The organism is Streptomyces sp. NPDC001351, assembly GCF_042896045.1.
GTDB lineage: Bacteria > Actinomycetota > Actinomycetes > Streptomycetales > Streptomycetaceae > Streptomyces.
Genome location: NZ_JBIAWS010000020.1, coordinates 159,666 through 179,919, shown reverse-complemented (window position 1 = coordinate 179,919; position 20,254 = coordinate 159,666). Strand labels below are relative to the sequence as shown.

The following is a 20,254-nucleotide window of genomic DNA, read 5'->3' as shown; positions in this document are numbered from 1 at the left end:
CCGCGATCCGCATGGTCGAGGTCGGCTCGCTCAAGGCCATGGTGAAGGCGACCCGGTCCGATGCGCTGATACTCGTCCTGACCGCCGTGGCGACCTTGGCCCTGGATCTCGTCTACGCCGTGATCATCGGCCTCGTCGTGGCAGGTGCCCTCGCCCTGCGCGCCGTCGCCAAGCAGGCCCGCTTCGACCAGGTGCCGCTCGACCGGGGCGACCACAGCGCCGAGGAGCACACGCTGCTGGCCGAGCACATCGTCGCCTACCGCATCGACGGACCGCTCTTCTTCGCCGCCGCCCACCGCTTCCTGCTGGAACTGACCGACGTCGCCGACGTCCGGGTGGTGATCCTGCGGATGTCCCGGGTGTCGACGATGGACGCCACCGGCGCCCTCGTGCTCAAGGACGCCGTGGAAAAGCTGCGCCGCCGTGGCATCGTCGTCCTCGCCTCCGGGATCCGCGCCGGCCAGCGCCAGGTCCTCGACTCGGTCGGCGCGCTGGAGCCGCTACGGCACGAGGGGCGAGAGTACGCCACCACCCCCGAGGCGATCCGCGCCGCCCGCGAGCATCTGGAGACGGTCGGCGTACTTCCTGCCGTCCCCGCACAGAAGACGCATACGACGAGTCCGAAGGCGACAGACGTCAGTGAGGAACCAGTCCGATGAGCACCACTCCCGCCCCCCTGCGCATGGTCGAGGTCTCCGGCGCGGAGGCGCTTTGGCTGGTGGAGAGCAGCAGCCTGGGACGGCTGGTGTTCGTCCAGCGGGAGCAGCCCGTCGTACGACCTGCTCGGCACATTTGGGAGTACGGCCGCCTGGTCGTGCGCACCCCGATGCAGGCGACCGCCGTGCCGGCGACGGCGACCTACCACGTGGACGAGATCGTCGCCGTGACCAGCACCGGATGGACGGTGGCCGTGACAGGCCCCGCCGACGTGATCGCAGACCGGGATGAGGCCGCTCACTACCGCCGTACGCTCACCGGCTGGACGCACGGCCCGCACGACACGATCCTCCGTATCCACCCGCAGACGGTCACCGGTTTCCGCCTCGCCCGCGCGGAGGCGTGAGTGATGTCCACGCGGCTCGATGCCCTGCCCTACCGGCATGTCCTCACCCTGCCCACGGAACCGGCGGCCGTACGGTTAGCCCGCCAGACGGCCGAGCAGGCGTTGATCGAGTGGGGGGTGAGCTTGCGCCACCCCACGGTGGACCCGGCCCTGTTGATCCTGAGCGAGCTGGTCACCAACAGCGTCCGGCATGCCGCCGTGCTCTCCCCGACGATGACCGTGATCTACGCGGCGGGTCCGGACTGCCTGGCCTTCGCCGTCCACGACCGTCACCCCTACCAGCCGTTGCTGCACGCGTCCGTCACGGAAACGGAAGCAGGCGGTCTGGCCACCGTCATGGAGCTCACCCTCGGATTGGGCGGCAACGCCAGGGTCCGAGGTGACGCCGACGGCAAGGGCAAGAGCATCTGGATCACCCTCCCGCTCTGACCGTGGAGCAGACCTCAACGGGCAACCCGGACAAGGAAGTTCACTTTCATGACCATCGACTGGCGTTACACGATCGAGCAGGACCTCGGCGTCCTCTCCGTTGCCGGCTACCTGGGTCCGGACGCGGCCCGTCGTTTCGCCGGTGCGATCGGCTGGGTCGTTGCCCGCGGCACCGGTCCGGTCGTCGTCGACCTCAGCGAACTGCGCAGCTGGTCGGCCGAGGGGCAGCTGGCAATTACGGAGGCGGCGCGTCGCCTCGCTGCGGAGGGTCGCAGGCTGGAGCTGGCTGCGATCCCCGCCGACGGCTCCCTTGTCCCCGTCGGCGACTGTCCGGACATCCCTGTGCATGCCGATCTGGCTGCGGCGCTCGCCGCGCATCGCACAGGCGAGGCCGCCGATGAAGGGCCCGCCGAGGAGCGTCACGAGTGGCGTACGACGGGGTGGCCCACCGGCCGTGACCAGGCCGGAGAGTAGCCCGCAGGTTTGCTCAGCCTGGGGCGAAGGCACCGTCGTGATCCCGTACGGGCACGACGGCGCAGGCGTCCTCCTCGGTGGCGATGGCGACGTCCTCGGCGAACCCCATCACGGCCAGCTCCCGCCCGGAGGCGCCGGCGGCGACCGCATGGACAAGGTCGGCCGTGCCTTCGTAACTCGCCCTCGCAGCGCCCGCATCAGCGGAGAGCGGACCCACACCCTGCGTGTGCAGGTCGGAGATGAGGGCGCCGGCACCGAGCAGGTCCTCCAGAGCGGGGCGCAGGCTGCCGTCCGGCCACGATTCGCCGGCGGCGATCACGGCGACGGGGTGTTCGGGGGTGCCGTAGCCGCGGGAGGTGAGCCAGCTGCTGACGGCGGTGATGTTGCGCAGGCAGGCGGCGACCACCCGTACCTCGGGCGGCGCGGCAGCGGCGATGGCGGCGCCGTTCGGGGAGGGCAGTACCAGGCGTGCGGCGAACGGTGCGGTCCGCAGGTGGGCAGGGGAGAGCGACCACGGGGTGGCGGGGGTGACGGCGCGACGCCCGACGGCGAGCCGCGCACCCGACTGCCGCGCGTAGACGGCGGCGGCCTTCTCGGCTGCGGCCCGCTCGGTCGTGGCGGCAGGCCCGTCCGGCGGCCAGAACGGAAGCACGCGGGTGCCCTGCCGGACCGCGACGCTCACCGCCGTGGTGAACGACAGCACGTCGACCACGACCAGGCAGGCGACCTTGGAGGCGAGTCGGCGCGCACCGGCAGGACCCCATTCGAAGCGGATTCCGCCGCCGGACTGGGCAGCCCAGTCTCCCATTGCTCTCCCTTTCCGGAACCGGCTGCGGTGCGGGGTCAGTCGCGAGGGCCATCCGGTGGCGGCTGAGCGGATCTGCCGCCGAAGGACAGCTTGAGCATGTGGGCATGGCCGCAACGCGGGCAGGAGCCGTCCGGGCCCACGGCAGTGGGGCGGCACTTGAGGCGGCAGGCGGGGCACTTGAGCCAGGGGACGCCGATGCCGCGCAGCGGTGTGATCCGCACGCAAACCTCCCTCACACGACCTCAGGAATTGCTAATGTTAGCAATTCCTGAGGTCGTCACCACTGGATTCGGCGGTTCTGTCCTCGGGTGCGGGTTCGGTCCGGCCGGTGCCACACGCGAGGATGAGCCGCATGTCCTTGACGAGCGAAGCGAGGTGGGGGTCTCCCCGCCCGAAGGGTGGGAGAGGGTGGATGCGATGCGCCGAGGCCCGGCCGGTGGGGCTGTGCTGCTGCATGAGCGAGGAGACGGCCAGGTGAGTACGCCGCTGTACCAGCTGAAGGCTGAGTTCTTCAAAACCCTCGGCCACCCCGCCCGCATCCGGGTCCTGGAGCTGCTGAGCGAACGCGAGCACGCAGTGGCGGAGATGCTGCCCGAGGTGGGTATCGAGCCTGCGCACCTCTCGCAACAGCTGGCCGTGCTGCGGCGGGCGAACCTGGTCAAGACCCGCAAGGAGGGCTCGACCGTGTACTACTCGCTGACCAGCCCGCACGTCGCCGAGCTGCTCCGGGTGGCCCGCACGATCCTGTCGGGCGTGCTGGCCGGGCAGGCCGAACTGCTCGCCGATCTGCAGGCCGCGCAGGTGGAAGGAAAGCCGCCGTCGTAGCGACGGCCCATGAGCGGCGGCCGTCTCCCCGGAGTTGACAGCGCTCTGTGGCAACGGGAGACGGCCGCCTCCCCGACCGGCACGGCTGTGGCGCCGAGGTAAAGCACCGGAAAACGGTCGTAACTCCAGCCGCAGGATGGCTCGTTGGTCACCTACGGAAAGTCCTCACCGCGTCAGGGAGGGTTGATGGGCCTGTTGCGCAAGATCCGCGACACGGGGCGGGTGGCCGAGCCCGCACCGCCGCGCCCCGAGGGCGACGTGCCGGAGAAGGCACGTGAGTTCGGCGGGTCGGTGCAGGTGCGGTGCGTGGACGCGGGCTCCTGCAACGGCTGCGAGATCGAGATCGCTGCGGCCTTCAACCCGGTCTACGACGCCGAGCGGTACGGGGCGCGGCTGGTGGCCTCGCCCCGGCACGCGGACGTCGCCCTGGTGACTGGGCCCGTGACCCGCAACATGGCCGAGCCGCTGCGGCGCACGGTCGCGGCGATGGGCGAGCCCCGGCTGGTGGTCGCGGTGGGGGACTGCGCGATCAACTGCGGTGAGTTCGCAGGCGGGTACGGCATCGAGGGCGCCGTCGCCGATGTCGTACCGGTGGATCTGGCCGTGCCCGGGTGCCCGCCGGAGCCGGACGAGATCGTGGCGGCGTTGCGGAGAGTGACCGGGCGGTGAGCACGATTCCGGTCGCCCTCGCGACGGCCACCACCCTGGGCGGCGCGGGCACGTTGGCCGGGTTCGGGTTGCCGTACCGGGTCCGTATCCCGGTCGTAGGGGTGCTGACGGCGGGCGTGGGCGTGGCGGGTGGCACCGCGGGTGTGGCCGCACTGGGAGGAAGCCGCTGGACAGACACCTTCCCGGGACTGCTGCCGCTGGCCGGGGCGCATGTGGCGGTGGATGCGCTGGCGGGTCTGTTCATGGCGGTGGCCGGGGCCGTCGTGGTCGCGGTCGCCGTGTACGGCATCGGCTACGTCGGCGGGCACGGCTCGCACGGGCTCGGCTCGCGCACCGCGCAGGCGGTATTGCCGCTGTTCGCGCTCACGCTGATCCTCGTACCGGTCGCCGCGTCGGTGTCCACCTTCTTGGCGCTGTGGGAGCTGATGGCGCTCGCCTCGCTGCTGCTGGTCCTCGCCGAGCACCGGGAACGCGCCTCGGTGCGGCAGGCCGGCGTCTGGTACGCCGTCATGACGCACCTCGGGCTGATGCTGCTGCTCGCCGGCCTGGCGTTGTTCGCCGCGCAGGCCGGAGGGGAGACCTTCGCAGCTCTGCGGGCGGGGGCCCAGGGAATCTCGCCGACGGTGCGTGGGCTGGTGTTCGTGCTGGTCGGGCTGGCGTTCATGTCGAAGGCGGGCGCGGTGCCGCTGCACGCCTGGCTGCCGCGGGCGCATCCCGAAGCGCCCAGTCCCGTCTCGGCGTTGATGAGTGCGGCCATGGTCAACCTCGGCGTCTACGGCCTGGTCCGCACCGGCCTCGACCTGCTCGGCGGCGGTCCGGCGTGGTGGTGGCTGGGTGTGATGGCGGTCGGTGGGGCCAGCGCGGTGTACGGGATCCTGCAGGCGGCGATGGCCTCCGACCTGAAGCGGCTGCTGGCGTATTCGACCAGCGAGAACATGGGCCTGGTCCTGATCGGAGTCGGGGCGTCCGGGCTGTTCACGTCCTACGGCAGCCGGCCGCTGGCCGCGCTGGCACTGGCCGCCGCTCTGCTGCACGTGGTCAACCACGCTGCCTTCAAGGCCCTGTTGTTCTGCGCGGCCGGATCCGTGCTGAGGGCGACCGGCCTGCGCGACCTCGACCGGCTGGGCGGCCTGCGCTCCCGGATGCCGGCCACCGCCGGACTGTTCGCGCTGGCCGCCCTCGGAGCGGTGGCGCTGCCTCCGGGCAACGGGTTCATCAGCGAGTGGCTGCTGCTGCAGTCCCTGATCCACGGCCTGCAGGTGCCGGGCGTCGCGGTGGCGGTCGTCCTGCCCCTGTCGGTGGCGCTGATCGCCCTGTCGGCGGGGATTGCCGCGGCCGCGTTCGTGAAGGCGCTCGGAGTGGGCTTCTTCGCCCGGCCGCGCGGCGACGAGGCGGCGTCGGCGCGGGAGGCGCCGCCTCTGATGATCGCCGGGATGGGGCTGCTGGCCGCCGCGTGTGTGACGCTTGCGCTGGTGCCGGGGTTGCTGGGCGACGGCCTGGACCGGGCCGTGAACGCGGTCGGGCTGCCGGGCGCCGGTGCGGTGTCGGGCGGAAGGGTGCGAGTGCGGCTCGCGGACATCTCCGCGTCCCTGTCGCCGGTGTGGGTGGTGGCCGCCCTCACCGCCGCGCTCATGCTGGCTGCCGGTCTGCCCCGGCTGTACGGGCGCCGTCGGCGCCGGCTGAACGCCCGGCTGTGGGACTGCGGGGGCGGCGCACCGACCCCGCGCATGGCCTACACGGCGACCTCGTTCGCCGAACCGTTGCAGCGTGTCTTCGACGACGTCCTCGCCCCCGAGCAGGACCTGAACGTCACGCCGGTGCGCGAGTCGGGGTACCTGGTGGAGCGAGTGCGCTTCCAGCGCCGGGTGCCCGACCGGATCGAACACCGGCTGTACGAACCGGTGCTGCGGGCTCTGGCCGGTGTGGGGCAGGCCACCCGCAGACTGGCGGGCGGCAGTGTCCACCTCTATCTCGGCTACGGCTTCGTCGGCCTGGTCGTCCTGCTGTTGGCGTTGGCGGTGGGCTGGTGAGAGCGAACAGATGAGTACTGCTGTCGGATACGCGGCCGTGGCCGGCCAGGTTGTCGTGGTCGGTGCCGGGGCGCCCGTGGTGACCGGGTGGATGCGACAGGTGCGGGCCCGCCTGGAGGGCCGGGCCGGCGCCGGAGTGCTCCAGCCCTGGCGGGACGCGCGCAAGCTGCTCCGCAAGGAGCCCATCACCCCGGTGGGGACCGGCCCGGCGTTCCGTGCGGCACCCGCGCTGCTGGTCGCCACCACCGTCGTGGCCGCCGCTCTCGTACCGCTGCTGTCCACCCACACCCCGGTCAGCTCGCACGCGGACCTCATTCTGGTGGTCGCCTTGATCGCGCTGGGCACCTTGGCCCTCGCCCTGGCCGGCCTGGACACCGGCACCGCGTTCGGCGGGATGGGCGCATCCCGGGAGATGACGGTCGCCGCACTCGTCGAGCCGACCATCCTGCTGTCGGTGTTCGCCCTGTCGATACCGGCCGGAACGACCAACATCCCGGCCATCGTCTCCGGCGCCGCCCACGAACCGTCCCGCCTCGCCTCCCCGGCCGGCCTGCTGGCCACCGCCGCCCTCGCGGTCGCGGTGCTCGCGGAAACCGGCCGGATCCCGGTGGACAATCCCTCCACCCACCTCGAACTGACCATGATCCACGAGGCGATGGTGCTGGAGTACGCAGGTCCCGACCTGGCGCTGGTCGAACTCGGCGCCCAGATGCGGCTCACCCTGCTGCTCGGCCTGCTGTCCTCGCTGTTCGTGCCGTGGGGCATCGCCACCAGCGCCTCCTGGGCGGCCCTCGTCGTGGCGCTGGTGCTGTTCGCGGCGAAGATCTGCCTGCTGGGCGCGGTGCTCGCGGCGGCCGAGGTGTTCTGGGCCAAGGTGCGGCTGTTCAGGGTGCCCGAACTGCTCGCCGGCTCCTTCCTGCTGGCCCTGCTCGCGGTGGCGGCCTCGTACTTCCTGAGCGGTGTGTCATGAGCGGCGGCCTCTATACCCAGCTCCTCGATCTGGCCTGCGGGGCCTTCCTGCTGGCCGCCGTGATCGTGCTGTGGATGCGCGAACTGGCCTCGATCGTCCGCGTCTTCGCCCTGCAGGGTGTCGCCCTCGCCGCGATCGCCGTCCTGCTCGGCGCGCACGAGGAACGCTGGGACCTGGTCGCCGTCGGGATCGGTATCGGAGCCCTCAGAGCCGGTGTCCTGCCGTATCTCATGCGCCGCGCCCTGGCCGCGCTCACCCAGGACCGGCAGCGCTACGCCGACGGGGGCGCGGAGACGCGGGAGACGCAGCCCCTCGTCAACGTCGCCGCCTCCCTGCTGACCGCGTCCCTGCTGACGCTGTTGGCCTACGCGGTGGCCCGCCCGCTGACCGCACTGCACCCGACGCCGGCCACCCGCGCCCTCCCGGTCGGCCTCGCCGTCGTCCTGATCGGCTTCTTCGTGCTGGTGACCCGCAGGCGGGCGCTCGCCCAGGTAGTCGGCTTCCTGCTGCTCGACAACGGCATCACCGCCACCGCGTTCCTGGCCACCTCCGGGGTACCACTGATCGTCGAACTCGGTGTCTCCTTCGACGTGTTGCTGGCGGTGCTGGTGCTGCAGATCCTCACCACCCGGATGCGGGAGGCGTTCGGCACCACCGACATCGACGACCTGCGGGAGCTGCACGACTGATGAGCCCGACCGCTTCCGCGTTCCTCCTCACCGCACCCGCCGCCGTGCCGCTGGCAGTGGCCGGCGCGTACGCACTGGCCGCACCGCGCACCCGCCCGACCGCCAAGGCTTTCGCCGCGGAGCTCATCGAGGCTCGGCAGCGAGTGTCCGCACAGGGACCGGTCCTGGTGGCGGAGATGCCCGAGCCCGACGAGGTCCCCAAGCAGCATGTGCGGGACTGGGCCGGGCTCGTCTCACCCGCCGTCATCCTCACGTGCGGGAGCCTGTTCGCGGCGGACGTCGACAGCGGCGGATCCCGGCGGGCGTACTCCGGCCTCCTGCGCGCGGACGCGCTGACCGCATGGATGCTGCTGGTGGTCGGCGCAGTCGCACTGATCGCCTGCGGCTCGGCACCCGCGTATCTGAGTGGAGAGCGGGATGCCGGGCGGGCGAGCGAGCGGACGGTGTGGCGCTACCACGTCCTCGTCCAGGCGTTCCTGGCCGCGATGTGCCTGGCGGTGGTGACCGCCAACCTCGGCGTGCTGTGGGTCGCCATCGAAGCCACCACCATCGTCACCGCCTTCCTGGTCGGCCACCGCCGCACCCGTACGTCGGTGGAGGCGGCCTGGAAGTACGTGGTGATCTGCTCGGCCGGCATCGCGCTCGCCTTCCTCGGCACCGTGCTCATCTACTACGCGGCCCGGCAGGCCGGGATCGCGGAGGCGTGGGCGCTGGACTGGCCCACCCTCGTCGCCCGCGCCGACCGCCTCGACCCGGCGGTCACCCGGCTCGGCATCACCCTGATCGTGCTCGGCTTCGGCGCCAAGGCCGGTCTGATCCCCCTGCACGCCTGGCTGCCGGACGCCCACAGCCAGGCCCCCGCACCGGTGTCCGCGCTGATGTCCGGAGTCCTGCTGTCGGTCGCCTTCGCCGCGATCCTGCGCTACCGGGTCATCGCCGACGCCGCCCTCGGCGTCGGCTTCACCCGCGTTCTGCTGGCAGGGATCGCCCTGCTCACCCTCGCCCTCGCGGCCGGGCTGCTACTCGCCCAGCGCGACTACAAGCGGATGCTGGCCTACTCGTCCATGGAGCACATGAGCCTGATCGCGCTGGCCGCGGCGATCGGCAGCCCCCTCGCGTTGTCCGCCGCGCTGTTGCACATCGCCGGGCACGGGCTGGCCAAGTCGGTCGCTTTCTGCGCTTCGGGCCGGATCCTGCAGATCACGGGTACGGCGCGGATCGGGCGAGTGCGCGGGCTGCTTGCCCAGGCGCCGCCGCTCGCGGGGGCGTTCGGGCTTGCGGTGGTGGCGCTGATGGCCTTCCCGCCCTTCAGCCTCTTCGCCTCCGAGCTGGGCATCGCCCGGGCCGGCTTCGCCGCCGGAGGGCGCTTGGGCTGGGTCCTGGCGGTGGCCCTGCTGCTCGTGCTGGTCGCCTTCGCCGCTCTCGCCGCGCGGACCGCCCGCATGCTGCTCGGACCGGGAACACCGGCCGGGGAAAGCCCGTCCGGTGTGTGGCCCTTGCTACTGGGCTTGGCCGCCTGCGCCGGCCTGGGCGTGGCCCTGGGCCCGCTCACCGACCTGTTGCACGCCGCCGCCCAGGCGATCGGAGGCTGAAGCGATGCGCACCACGCACGACATCGACGTCACCGAACTACCGCAGCGCGCCGAGGAGTTGCTGACGGGTGGCCACCGGCTCGCGCTGGTCGCCGCCCACCACGACGAGCACGGGCTCCGCGTGGTCTATCTGTTCGTCGCCGGCCCGCCCGACACCCGCACCGAACTCCACATCCGCCTCGCACCGAACCAGCCCGAGGTCGTTCCCACCCTCGCCCATCTCTCCTTCCCCGCAGGCCGATTCGAGCGCGAGATGCGCGACCTGTACGGCATCGTCCCCCAGGGCCACCCGCTCCCGCGCCGCCTCGTCCGGCACTTCCACTGGCCGCGCGGCTGGTACCCCATGCGTCCCAAGGCCGGACCACCGCCGGCCTTCGGCGAGCAGGAAGGGCCGTACCCCTTCCTGGAGGTCGAAGGCGACGGCATCTACGAGATCCCGGTCGGGCCGGTCCACGCCGGACTGATCGAGCCCGGCCACTTCCGCTTCTCCGTCCTCGGCGAGACCATCCTCAAGCTCAAAGCCCGCCTCTGGTTCGTCCACAGAGGGGTGGAGAAGCTGTTCCAGGGGCGCTCGGTGGCCGCCGGACTCCCTCTGGCCGAACGCATCAGCGGCGACACCGCCGTCGGCCACGCCCTCGCGTACTGCCTGGCCGTCGAGGAGGCCACCGGCACCGAAGTCCCGGACGAGGCCCAGCGGGCCCGCGCGATGCTCCTGGAACTGGAGCGGATCCACAACCACATCGCCGACCTCGGCATGCTCTGCAACGACCTCGGCATGCTCTGCAACGACGTCGGCCACGGCATCCTCAACGCACACGCCCAACGGGTGCGCGAACAACTCCTGCGCCTCAACAAAGAAGTCACCGGACACCGGCTGCTGCGCGGCGGCGTCGTCCCCGGCGGCGCGGCACTGCACGCCCTGCCCGACCTCGTGCGTCTGAAGGCGATCGGCGAGGACATCCACGAGATCGCCGACCTGGCCCTCGGTCATTCCACCGTCCACGACCGCTTCACCGGCACCGCGATCCTGAACACCGAGGCAGCCCGCACGATCGGCTGCCTCGGCTACGTCGCCCGCGCCAGCGGCCTCGGCGCCGACGCCCGGATCACCCACCCCTTCACGCCGTACGACGACACAAGGCTCACCGTGCCCGTCCACGAGAGCGGCGACGTCCTGGCCCGCTTCCTGGTCCGTGCCGAGGAGATCGACGTCTCGCTGGCCCTGATCGAGCACTTCTCCGAGGGGCTGTCGGCCCCCATGGCCATGCTCGCGCCTCCGTCGCCGTCCGGAGCGGCGCCACGTACCGGCGTGGGCATTGTGGAGGGCTGGCGCGGCACTATCACCACCCGCATCGAACTCGCCTCCGACGGCACCCTGGCCCGCGTCAAGCCGGTCGACCCGTCCTTCTTCAACTGGCCCGCCCTGCCAGTCGCGTTGGCCGACACAATCGTCCCGGACTTCCCGCTGACCAACAAGAGCTTCAACCTCTCCTACGCGGGCAACGACCTCTAGGTTCGATCAGTGAGTCTTCGTCATCTGCCAGGTACGTCGGCCGCACCGATGTCGGTGGGTTCAGGGGAGTGGAAGATGGACTTCGCGTCCCCTGACCCGGTGCCGGCGCCGGTGACCACCATTGCCTGGCGGCTGGCGCACATCATCGTCTCGTGCCTGGGCTATCGGGTCGGATGGTACTTCGGCGGCCAGGACGTCGACTCCGGGACCTTCCCCTACGCGGGGACCGCCGACATGGCGCTGAAACAGCTCGATGAGATGGACGGGCGATGGAACGCGGGGGTCCGCGAACTCTCGGACGCCGCCCTGGAGAATCCGCCCGCGGTGGGTCCCGAGCAGTTTCCCATGGAGAACAGGGTCCTGCACGTCAACCGGGAGCTGATCCATCACGGCGCCGAGATTTCCCTGCTGCGCGACCTCCACCGCCGGCAGAACAGAGCCGTACCGCACCGAATGTGACCTTCCGTAACCGGCGATCGAGCTTCGGAAACGACTGGACTCCGTGACGCTCCTTGGCTGCGATCTTCAGTCATGTGACGGCGATCATTTTTCGCGGATCGATCCGGTACACCCCCTTTGCCTCCCTCCCGCCTCAGCTCCTGCGGAGCAAGGGCGCCTTGTGCAACGGGCGCACGACGGCCCCGTTCTTTTCGAAACGGTTGTCGCGTGCCCAGTTGCACAGATCCTTGGTCGCCTGGTCCTGGTGGTCGAGCAACTGCCCCAGCAGGTCATAGGACGAGCCGTCGCCTGACTGGGCAGTGACGGTCACCATGTACGCGGCCGCGCGCGCCACCCGATGGACCGTCGGGTTCGTGCGAGACACGGCAAGAAGACTGCCGAGGGTGGGGGCGAGTTCAGCGCGGAGCCGGCGGGCAGGTGCGGCTGCTCCTTCCTCGGGCACTCCGAAGCAGTCACCGATGGCGAACAGCACGGCGTGCATCTCGGAGGCCGCGCCCCGGGATTTGTCGGCCATCAGGGCCTGGTAGGCCCGCTCGTAGGCTTCACGGAGTATGCGCTCGACACCGATGTCCCGTTCCTGCAGGAATCCCAGTGCGAACAGCGCGCGACAGCGCAGCCACGGCTCGGCTTCGGAGTGGATGAGGACCTGCTCCAGGGCGCGGGTGACGGGCAGGGTCCATCCGCCGGCCAGCAGGGCATCGATCGCGTGGCGGCGGTACACCCCGGCGTTCTGCAGGATCGCGTGTTCCAGGAGAGTCTTGCTGGCGTCCAGACTTCCCTTGGGGATGAGCATGCTGGCGTCGTCGGTGTCGTGGTCCAAAGACGCCACGGCGTCCCGGACCACGCGCAGGCACGGCTCGTCGCTCTCCGGCCAGCTGTTACACACCGCTTGGCCCGTGTCCAGCGTGTGTTCCAAGGTGTCGGCCACCCAGCGCAGGCCATGGGCTACGTCACCGGTCGCGCGGGCCTCCTCCCGGAAGTCGTCGGTCAGCTTCCGTAGATACGTTTCCGTTTGGCCCTGGTAGGGACCGTCGACGGCTCGCTCCCACAGGCCCAGGGCGGCCGTACCGCGCTCGCGGATCGTGGCGTGCGGGTCCTCGATCCTCGTTTTCAGCACGTCCGCCACCCAGTCGCCGCTGCCCGGTGGTGACCATTCCCGAGGTATGGCGATGGCGGCTTCCAGATCGAGCGAGCGGGCAGGGAACAGGCTCTTCGCCCGCAGCGCCGCAGACGCTCGCAGCTGAGCCCTGACCCATTCCTTCAGCTCGGCTGTGGCCCGCGCACCGTCCTGGTTCAGCACCAGGACCGCCGTCACGGCGCGCCACACCCGAAAACCCAGTGGCATTGACTCCAGGGCGTTCTGAAGCAGGTTCTTGACCACATCGAAGGCGTAGCCGGCGATGCTTCCCAGAAGGATGAGCGCATCGATGTTCCGTGGTGTGGGCGGCGAGGCGCCGATGACGATGAGGCGGGCCACCACCTCTTTCAGCTCACGGCTGTGCCGATCGCAGATGCGGCTGGCTTGACCGGGGATCTCCAGCATCGACAGCAGGGCGGAGCCCTGCATCAGGACGTCGAACTCGTCCTCCGCCGACCGGGACAGCAAGGCGGTGGTCCAGCTCGGCGGATGCTGGGCGGTCAGGTCCTTGGGCTGCCGCATACGTCGTAGCCGTACAGCGAGGGCCGAGACTCCACCGGTGCGGCCCACCGCGGGATCCAGCGTCGCGGTGATCTTGTCCAGTTCCCTCAGCAGCTCGATGTCCGGGCGATGCAGTTTGCGGGATAAGTTTCCCGGGTCTTTACCACCCATGATGTCCGCGAGGTCTTCCTGTGTGACCCTGTGCAGCGAAATACGTTCCACTGTGGCCACCGTCGCGTAACCGAGCAGCTCATCGGGCTTCTCGATATTCGTGATCTTGGTTTCTTTGCGCCGCCCCATTGTTTGAACTTAGCAGCGGAATTGCGGTGAGGGCCCCGATTGGTTGCAGGGAAGCCGCTTGCTAGTTGTACCCCGCGCAAGATGAGCCCACAAACAAGCCTCTGACCTGCGGAAAGGGCAGTTGCAGGCACTTGCGTATCCCGCTCCCCTGAAGGACGCTGAACGCCAGCGACCCCTCCCGTTGGGACCGGGAGGGGTCGGCAAGGTAAAGATCGACGACTTGCTGTGAACAAGCGTCGACCGCATATCAGAGCTGCAATGAGGTGGTCTGACATGCCCTCTAAAGGAAACCGTACGCTGGCGGAGACCTACGTGCTACCGCTGCGGAAGATCAAACTGGCAGGGCAGGAGGCCGAACTCGACCTCGCCCGCCCGTCATGGGACGGCTACGGGATCTTCTTCACCCTGGCCAACATTGCGCGCACACTCCTGGAGCACTACGGCATCTCGGACAGCACAACCTGTGCGCTGGTGTACGCCGGCGTCGGAGTCCTTGCCCTGGTCCTCGGAAACCGGCTCAACAAGATCGAGAGCCGACTGGCCGCAAAGATCACCAGCGGCACTCTGGGGGGCGTCGGCTTCGTTCTCGCCGTTTTCCTCAACGGCATGCCGCTCATGCCCGCGCTCCTCACTGCTGGAGGCGTGTGTGTACCCCACCTCTGGGGCGAGGTGCTCTTCCGGCGCTTCCGTTCGAAGGAGAGCGCCGAGACAGAGTGACGCCGCCTCGGACGCCGTCACACCCGTGTCCCCGAGCCGCCACCGGCTCGGGGACACGGGTGTGACGAGGCTGGTTCGATCCAAGGGCTGCTGGGCGCCCACTGGCTGGACTCTCCCGTGTTGCAGCACCACGGCTGTAGGTGCCTACAGCCCAACCAAGATCAGACTGATGGGCCTCGCTTCGCTGCCGGCCTCTGGTTCCGTGCGTCGATAGTGGCGGTTGCCTCCACCTTGATCTTGGTGACGGCCGTGGTGGCCGCGACGCCGTAAGCGCGATCGCGAATAAGGTCAGGTCGGCGTCGTCCCTGGCCGCTCAGGGTCAGGACCGGGGGTCAGTGGCCCAGTCGTTCCGGTGATCTCCAGTAGCCGCTGGACCGGTGGTGGGATGGCGACAACTCGCAGAACGAGGAGCGGCTTGGTGCCACGCTGCCGAAGGCCCTGGCCTACCGGCTGGTGTCGTTGGGCCGGCTCGCTGCCATCTGGCCCGGACCCGAGCTGTACCTGGTCATCGACCTCGGCCACCCGGATGTCCTCGTCCTGCCCGACCAGGCTGTCCGGACCCTGCTTGCCCGAGTCTGACGGTCTGCGGTGCCCCCGATGCCGGCGTGGTCCCGTCTGCACCGGACCCATCGCCACGGCGGCGACCCGCGGCGCTCCGGCTGATCGCCGGCACCGGCTTCGGTCCGAGTGCCCGAAGGAATGACCGGCCGTTACCCGTGCTGTCCGCCGTTCGTTGCACCGCCTGATGTTGGGTGTGCTCTGCCGCCAGATGTGCTTCCGTGACGGCGTCACCGTGCTCGCGCACCAGGTTCTCGTAGATCGGTAGTGGGACCTTTTCGGAGGGGCTGCCGAATTCCGAGCTCGCGAGATGTCGTGCCGGTGCAATCGCTGCGCATACCGAATTTGCAGGCGAGGGTGTTGCAGGGCCTTTTTTCTTCTGTGTATGGCTGCCTCAGCCGCGTTACACTCCGCCTGCAATGCCCTAAAATGTGATCGCCTATTTGGGTACCTGGCCAGATATTCTGTTGCAGGGCACATTTCCGATGACTCTTGTGGTCCCGAGTCCTGTTCGGGGAGGCGCACGACCGGTGGCGCGCATGCTCGTCAAGGGTGACGACCTGGTCGTACGGCTGGCCTGGTGGGAGAAGGCCGCCGTACGCCGCCGTGATGTGCGTGTGCCGCTGGCGGCGGTGCGCCGGGTGACCGTAGAACCGGACTGGTGGCGTGCCCTGCGCGCCACCCAGGAGCACGGCAGGTGCATCCCCGGTGCCCTGTGTCTCGACACCCGCCGTCACCAGGGCGGGAAGGACTTCGTCGCGGTACGGCCCGGCAGACCCGTGGTACGCGTCGAGCTGTGGCCGTCCGCCCCCTACCGCCTTCTCGCTGTCGCCGCCCGCTCCGACCACGCCGGCGGGGACCTGGCCGACAGCCTCCGGCGGAGCGCACCGGAGGCCGACGCGTCCACGCGGTGGCGGCAACCACTGCCCGTACCCGAGGAAACAGACCGGGGTTCTGCCCGGAACACTCCAGGTCGGACGTCAGCTGGATAGCGAGCAGCGGGCGGCCCTGACGATGGCCTCGCATGGCCTCGTGGTTTCACAGTTCCAGACACAGCCCGACCAGATGGCCGCCAGCCCGGCCCCGCACCGATGTCGCGGCGCAGGCTCCGTTGGCGGCGACCAGCACACTGCTGACGGCCGGCGCCGCGTGAGTCGATGGTGCCGAGCCCATGCGCTCCGCTCAGCGGGCCATGGGTTTTGCTGCTCGCCGCGCCCGCACCCCGTCGGGGGCGCCGGCGCGGCCTTGAATGTCAGCGGGAACGGACCTCGATGGGGGTGCTTTGGCTCGTCTCGCTTCCCACCTGGAACGTCAAAGACGTGCGGCCCGTGGTGTTCGGGTCGATGGCCTTGACGGCAACCCAGGCGGTGGACTTGGAGGACTTGCCCGCCAGTGCCAGGTTGACCTTGGAGAAGGTGACACTCTGGCCGTCCTGGGACAGTTGTCCGACGAAGTTCTTCAGTGCTCCGTCGGAGTCCAGCACGGTCAGCTGGTAGCCGGGGTTGCCTTCCTCCACGAACTGCAGTCCCATCCCTTCGGGCAGGCTGACCCGGACGGTCTGCACGGGGACCGGTCCTTCGTTGGTCTCGAGACGCACACCGGGGTAGCCGACGGGGCCGCCGGCGGTCAGCCTGACGTCCGGCGGTCCGCCCGGGGCGACGGAAAAGCTGGCGCTGCGGGTAGCGGTGTAGCGGAAGTAGACGCTGCCAAGCTGGAAGGCGTCTTCCGGCTTGTTCGGATTCCAGCTCAGGGTGCTTGTCTTGCCGTCGGCGGTACTGGTGGACTGCGGCCAGACCAGGAATCGGTAGTACCCCGGTTTGTCGCCCTCATCCTGCAGGTTGACGGCGTCGAGGATGCGCTTGTTGCCGGTTCCGGCGTCCGCGTGGCCCTTGACGTTGAACTTGACGGGGGTGGGCGTGAGGTGGGACGGCGTGCCGTCCTCATGCACCAGCTGGTAGTAGACGTGGTCGCTGTTGTTGCCGGGCACGTTCTCCTTGCCCTGCCGGGGGTTGACCAGGTCGATGATGAACTTGTCGGCGATGTAGCCGTTGTCCGACACGTAGCCGAAGCCGGCCTGGCTGTTGGGAGTTCCGCCCCAAGCCGTGTCGTAGGGCAGGCGGACGAAGGGGCGCCCGATCCGTCCGTTGTCCGGGTCGTAGAGGGGCCAGAGGACCTCCACCTCCACGTGCGTGGTGCGGGCCGTGCCGTCGCTGAGGCTGATCTTGACGCCGAGCTGGTATGTGCGGCTGTACTGACCCCGCTCCGGTGCGGAGTCGACGTTGAGGTCACCGCGCAGGGTGAAGGTGATGACGTCGGAGTCCTCGAGGAACGTCAGGTCGATCACCTCGTACTGCTGGTCGATGCCCATGCGGCCACGCGGCACCTCGACAGCAGTGATGTAGGACTTGTCGTCCTGGCCGAAGTAGGCGTACTCGACCTTTGTGATCTTGATGCCCATGGGGACGCGGATGCGGCCGTCGTACCGGAACTCGGAGTCCCACACCGAGAACCGGTTCGCATACCCGAGGGTTTTGATATTCGTCCATTCCGGGTCCGACGTCTGAGCGTCGACCGGCAGTGCTGCCAACACTGATGTGCTCATGCCATTCTCCTTTGAGTGGAAGACCCGGCTCACTTCCGGCTCGGGTCGTGAGGGAACGATGAAAGGCCGATGTCCGTCCGCACCAGGGCGATGCCCCCGTGGCCAAGCCGCCCTGCGCCCTAGGTTGGGTACCGCGCTCCCGGCGCCCCAGCCGCGGGCATTGATCGTCGTGACGCCCGCCGGAACGGTGAAGTTCTCCGCGTTGCCCTAGTAGTTGAAGCGCCGGATGTGTGCGCAGGGAGCGAGAGGTGGGCTTGTGTTCTGCGGAACGGCGGCAGGAGGCTGGACTGCGAGATCCGGATGGGGGAGGGGACGAGGGTTTCCTGGGCCATGGTCTGCCGTCCTTTCGCAGCGGACGGAATCAATCGTGGTTGGCCTGTATTGAGCAGCACCGTGACGCACAGGGACACGGATGCGGTTCTCCCTCGCAGGCTGCACCGCTGTCCCGCGTGCTGCGGCGCATTTCGGTGGCGTCGACGAGCGTGCCGATGGCACGCCGGCGGAGGCGGTTCGGGGTGTGCGCGGTTGTCAGTGATTCGATGGCGTCGCACCACAGGTCGAGGTCGGGAGTGGCGCTCAGTTCGATGGAGCGGGCTTTGGCCCGGTGGGAGGCGCGGGCCCAGTTTTCGGGGTCCTGGAGGGATACGAGGGCGTCGATCCAGGCGTTGAGGTCGTCGCGGTAGGCGAAGATGCCGGCTTCGCCCAACGATTCAACGAGTCCGGGGGTGGGGTGAGCGATGACCGGGATGCCCGAGGCGAACGCCTCCACCCCCACTCGGCCCCAGGACTCGTACAGGCTCGGCATGAGCATCACGCGGGAGCGGCTGTAGACGTGCTCGCGCATCTGCTGTCCGGGAACCGAGTCGAGGACCTCGCAGTTGGGCAGCCGGGGTGGCGGCATGATCTGCTGCCCGTAAGCCCCTTGGACGCCGAGGAACTTCCACTGCGGAGTCCAGGCGGCGATCTGCCAGAACAGCTCGCCGCCCTTGTCGGCGTTGAGATTGACCAGGGTGGCGCAGTCGCCGGGCTGCGTGCGGTACTCCTGCACCATCACCGGCGGGCGCACGATGATGCTCTGCCGGGGCAGGAACTCTTGTGGGTAGCGGGCGTAGAAGATCTCGCCGTCCCGCCGGATCCACTCACTGTTGTAGACGACGAGATCAGCACCCGCCGCATTGTGGAAGCTGGCGGCGAAGTTGTCGTGGCAGATCACGGCCAGCGGGATGAGACGGTCCCGGGCGAGGCCGGCCACCAGGGGCACGTTCTCGTAGTGGGAGACCAACACATCGGCTGTATGCGCCTGGGCGGCGAAGTCGATGCCTTCCTGGAAAGGGATGACCCGTACTCCGTCGATCTCATAGGTCTTCTCGCTCTTGCCGGGGTGGGACAGCCACACCTCCACCTTGTGACCGCGCTCGGCCAGGGGGCGCAGCATCGAGTGGAGCATCCACTCCGAGCCGGCGTTGTGGTCCGGTGGATACCCGTACACCCGGGCCACAATGGACACGCCCCGCGCGGTCGGTGCAACGGCCAGGCGGTACGGCCGTAATGCCAGCTGGTCCACCAAGAAGTCCCCCCGGATAGGGCGATGCGTCGAGAGCGCGCGAAGTCAGGCGGAACGCGTCGTCTGCCGGCTCCGGCCTCGCATCCATTCAGCCCCGACACACCTGAGCGGAACCAGTGCCTCCGTGCGAAACCACCACATCGTGGCCTGCCGAGGCACGGCATAAAACGCACAGCTCACAGGCACTCTGGCTCACGCCGGTCGGAAACCGGCCATCCGCCGCCCCTCGTCGGCCATACAGCGCCAGCAGCAGGGCACAGGTGCCGGTCAGCCTGTCGGCGTCGACTGAACTCGCGCATCCAAAAATTCCGTGAAGTCGATCACGCTCCCCGCCGCCGGTGACGGTCTGTCACCAGCGCACGGTACTTGTCGAGTGTGAGGTTCCGCTGACGGCGTGTCAGGCGCACTTGCCGCACCTGGACAGGGTGCTGATGGAGCAAGTGAGCCCGGAGGCCGGGGTGTTGCGCATCGTGGCCAGCACCTCGGAGTCGGTGGCTGTGTCGTGTCCGGAATCGTCGACCGGCTGACCTTCAACGACACCATCATCGAGACCGGCAGAGACTCCTACCGCCTCGCCCAGTCCCGGGCCAGGGCAGAACAAGCCGCCGTGACCTGAACAGTGCCGGGGAACTTGCAGTCAGTTCACCATCGCGCGATGGCGAGCTTCCCGGATGATGCGGTCGGCGGTCTCCTCGGGAGTGAGGGCGGCCGTGTCGAACCACCAGCCGACATCGCCGAGCTCACGCTTCATGTCGGCATCGAGATCTTCATAGCCGTCGAAGTCGAACCGCTCCCGTGGATCACGCAGAGTGTTGCGGTGTCGGCATGCCTCAATACCCGGTGCGAGGACGACGAACAGAACTTTCCTGGCCGGAAGGAGCGAGACGAAGAAGTCCAGCTGCCTGCGTTCGGGGATCACCCAGTCGATCACGGGCGCGAAGCCGGCGTCGGCAAAATTGTTCGCCAGCATGCATAGATTGCGGTTGCACAGCTCCACCTGCCGCGCTGCCTCGTCGGCCGGTTCACCAAGGGCCCAGACACGACCGCTGACGATCAGCCTGTTGATGAAGTCGCCGTCGAGCCGGGCGGAGCGCGGCAGACGCTCGGCGACGAGCCTGGTCACCGTCGACTTCCCGGCCCCGGGCATCCCCGTCACGATCAGGCAGTCCGGCGTCTCAGCAGTGATCACGCGTGAATCGTGCCAGCGTGCCTGGTGGCCAGCAATCGTATTTTCAAGGAGCGGTCCTCATGAGCAGTCCGCTCCGGCCCCGGGGCGAGAGAGCCCCCGCCCAGGTCTCTGGGGGTCTGCGAGCGGGAGCCCTCACACCGCATGGCCGACAGTCGCCTGACTAT

General features: G+C 69.2%; 18 protein-coding genes and 2 pseudogenes. 15 read left to right on the top strand and 5 right to left on the bottom strand.

Going from position 1 to position 20,254, the window contains the following annotated elements; translation table 11 throughout:
• The 4 genes from ACFY1U_RS45950 to ACFY1U_RS45935 all read left to right on the top strand — a co-directional run.
• Window positions 1–659 (top strand): STAS domain-containing protein (locus ACFY1U_RS45950; protein ID WP_390700035.1); only part of this gene is annotated, 659 nt, incomplete at its 5' end.
• Window positions 656–1,063 (top strand): pyridoxamine 5'-phosphate oxidase family protein, encoded by a 408-nt coding sequence (locus ACFY1U_RS45945; protein ID WP_390700034.1) that lies wholly within the window; start codon window positions 656–658, stop codon window positions 1,061–1,063. The genes ACFY1U_RS45950 and ACFY1U_RS45945, both read left to right, overlap by 4 nt.
• A gap of 3 nt (window positions 1,064–1,066) precedes the next feature.
• Window positions 1,067–1,492, top strand: a complete 426-nt coding sequence (locus ACFY1U_RS45940) for an ATP-binding protein (protein WP_390700033.1) — start codon at window positions 1,067–1,069, stop codon at window positions 1,490–1,492.
• 48 nt (window positions 1,493–1,540) lie between these two features.
• Window positions 1,541–1,966 (top strand): STAS domain-containing protein, encoded by a 426-nt coding sequence (locus tag ACFY1U_RS45935; RefSeq protein WP_390700032.1) that lies wholly within the window; start codon window positions 1,541–1,543, stop codon window positions 1,964–1,966.
• 13 nt (window positions 1,967–1,979) lie between these two features.
• Here the strand turns inward: ACFY1U_RS45935 and ACFY1U_RS45930 are convergent, their stop codons facing one another.
• A complete protein-coding gene (locus ACFY1U_RS45930; protein ID WP_390700031.1) occupies window positions 1,980–2,774 on the bottom strand; it encodes a 2-phosphosulfolactate phosphatase in 795 nt (264 codons plus the stop codon).
• A gap of 474 nt (window positions 2,775–3,248) precedes the next feature.
• On the opposite strand from ACFY1U_RS45930, the gene ACFY1U_RS45925 reads away from it, so the two are divergent.
• The 8 genes and pseudogenes from ACFY1U_RS45925 to ACFY1U_RS45890 all read left to right on the top strand — a co-directional run.
• Window positions 3,249–3,599 (top strand): metalloregulator ArsR/SmtB family transcription factor, encoded by a 351-nt coding sequence (locus ACFY1U_RS45925; RefSeq protein ID WP_275770284.1) that lies wholly within the window; start codon window positions 3,249–3,251, stop codon window positions 3,597–3,599.
• 186 nt (window positions 3,600–3,785) lie between these two features.
• Window positions 3,786–4,268, top strand: coding sequence for an NADH-quinone oxidoreductase subunit B family protein (locus ACFY1U_RS45920; protein ID WP_390700030.1), 483 nt, complete (start codon window positions 3,786–3,788; stop codon window positions 4,266–4,268).
• On the top strand, window positions 4,265–6,298 hold the full coding sequence (locus ACFY1U_RS45915; RefSeq protein ID WP_390700029.1) for a proton-conducting transporter membrane subunit: 2,034 nt from the start codon (window positions 4,265–4,267) through the stop codon (window positions 6,296–6,298). The genes ACFY1U_RS45920 and ACFY1U_RS45915 overlap by 4 nt, the downstream gene beginning before the upstream one ends.
• A 10-nt stretch (window positions 6,299–6,308) precedes the next feature.
• Window positions 6,309–7,268 carry a respiratory chain complex I subunit 1 family protein gene (locus tag ACFY1U_RS45910; protein ID WP_390700028.1) on the top strand — a complete coding sequence of 320 codons (960 nt, stop codon included), beginning with the start codon at window positions 6,309–6,311 and terminating at the stop codon, window positions 7,266–7,268.
• Complete coding sequence (locus tag ACFY1U_RS45905; RefSeq protein ID WP_390700027.1) at window positions 7,265–7,957, top strand: hypothetical protein; 693 nt, start codon at window positions 7,265–7,267, stop codon at window positions 7,955–7,957. Before ACFY1U_RS45910 ends, ACFY1U_RS45905 begins: the two co-directional genes overlap by 4 nt.
• Window positions 7,957–9,549 (top strand): proton-conducting transporter membrane subunit, encoded by a 1,593-nt coding sequence (locus tag ACFY1U_RS45900; RefSeq protein ID WP_390700026.1) that lies wholly within the window; start codon window positions 7,957–7,959, stop codon window positions 9,547–9,549. Before ACFY1U_RS45905 ends, ACFY1U_RS45900 begins: the two co-directional genes overlap by 1 nt.
• Window positions 9,550–9,553: 4 nt before the next feature.
• Window positions 9,554–11,062: an NADH-quinone oxidoreductase subunit C gene (locus tag ACFY1U_RS45895; protein WP_390700025.1), complete on the top strand. Its 1,509-nt coding sequence runs from the start codon at window positions 9,554–9,556 to the stop codon at window positions 11,060–11,062.
• A gap of 30 nt (window positions 11,063–11,092) precedes the next feature.
• Window positions 11,093–11,521: pseudogene (locus ACFY1U_RS45890) on the top strand (DinB family protein); the annotation flags it as partial.
• A 133-nt stretch (window positions 11,522–11,654) separates the two neighbouring features.
• Here ACFY1U_RS45890 and ACFY1U_RS45885 read toward each other — a convergent pair.
• Entirely contained in the window at window positions 11,655–13,460 is a 1,806-nt protein-coding gene (locus tag ACFY1U_RS45885; RefSeq protein ID WP_390700024.1) for a hypothetical protein, read from the bottom strand.
• Between the two features lie 273 nt (window positions 13,461–13,733).
• Between ACFY1U_RS45885 and ACFY1U_RS45880 the strand changes: the two genes are divergently transcribed.
• Both ACFY1U_RS45880 and ACFY1U_RS45875 read left to right on the top strand, forming a co-directional pair.
• Window positions 13,734–14,177, top strand: a complete 444-nt coding sequence (locus tag ACFY1U_RS45880) for a hypothetical protein (protein WP_390700023.1) — start codon at window positions 13,734–13,736, stop codon at window positions 14,175–14,177.
• Between the two features lie 1,088 nt (window positions 14,178–15,265).
• Entirely contained in the window at window positions 15,266–15,727 is a 462-nt protein-coding gene (locus ACFY1U_RS45875) for a hypothetical protein (protein ID WP_390700022.1), read from the top strand.
• 260 nt (window positions 15,728–15,987) lie between these two features.
• Here the strand turns inward: ACFY1U_RS45875 and ACFY1U_RS45870 are convergent, their stop codons facing one another.
• Window positions 15,988–17,337: a hypothetical protein gene (locus ACFY1U_RS45870; protein ID WP_390700021.1), complete on the bottom strand. Its 1,350-nt coding sequence runs from the start codon at window positions 17,335–17,337 to the stop codon at window positions 15,988–15,990.
• Between the two features lie 361 nt (window positions 17,338–17,698).
• The gene (locus tag ACFY1U_RS45865) at window positions 17,699–18,844 is read right to left on the bottom strand and encodes a glycosyltransferase family 4 protein (RefSeq protein ID WP_390700020.1); all 1,146 of its coding nucleotides are present in this window, start codon (window positions 18,842–18,844) and stop codon (window positions 17,699–17,701) included.
• Between the two features lie 562 nt (window positions 18,845–19,406).
• Between ACFY1U_RS45865 and ACFY1U_RS45860 the strand changes: the two are divergent.
• Window positions 19,407–19,517 (top strand): annotated as a pseudogene (locus ACFY1U_RS45860) (AAA family ATPase); the annotation flags it as partial.
• A gap of 21 nt (window positions 19,518–19,538) precedes the next feature.
• On the opposite strand, the gene ACFY1U_RS45855 reads toward ACFY1U_RS45860, so the two are convergent.
• The gene (locus ACFY1U_RS45855; RefSeq protein WP_390700019.1) at window positions 19,539–20,090 is read right to left on the bottom strand and encodes an AAA family ATPase; all 552 of its coding nucleotides are present in this window, start codon (window positions 20,088–20,090) and stop codon (window positions 19,539–19,541) included.
• Window positions 20,091–20,254: the final 164 nt, after the last annotated feature.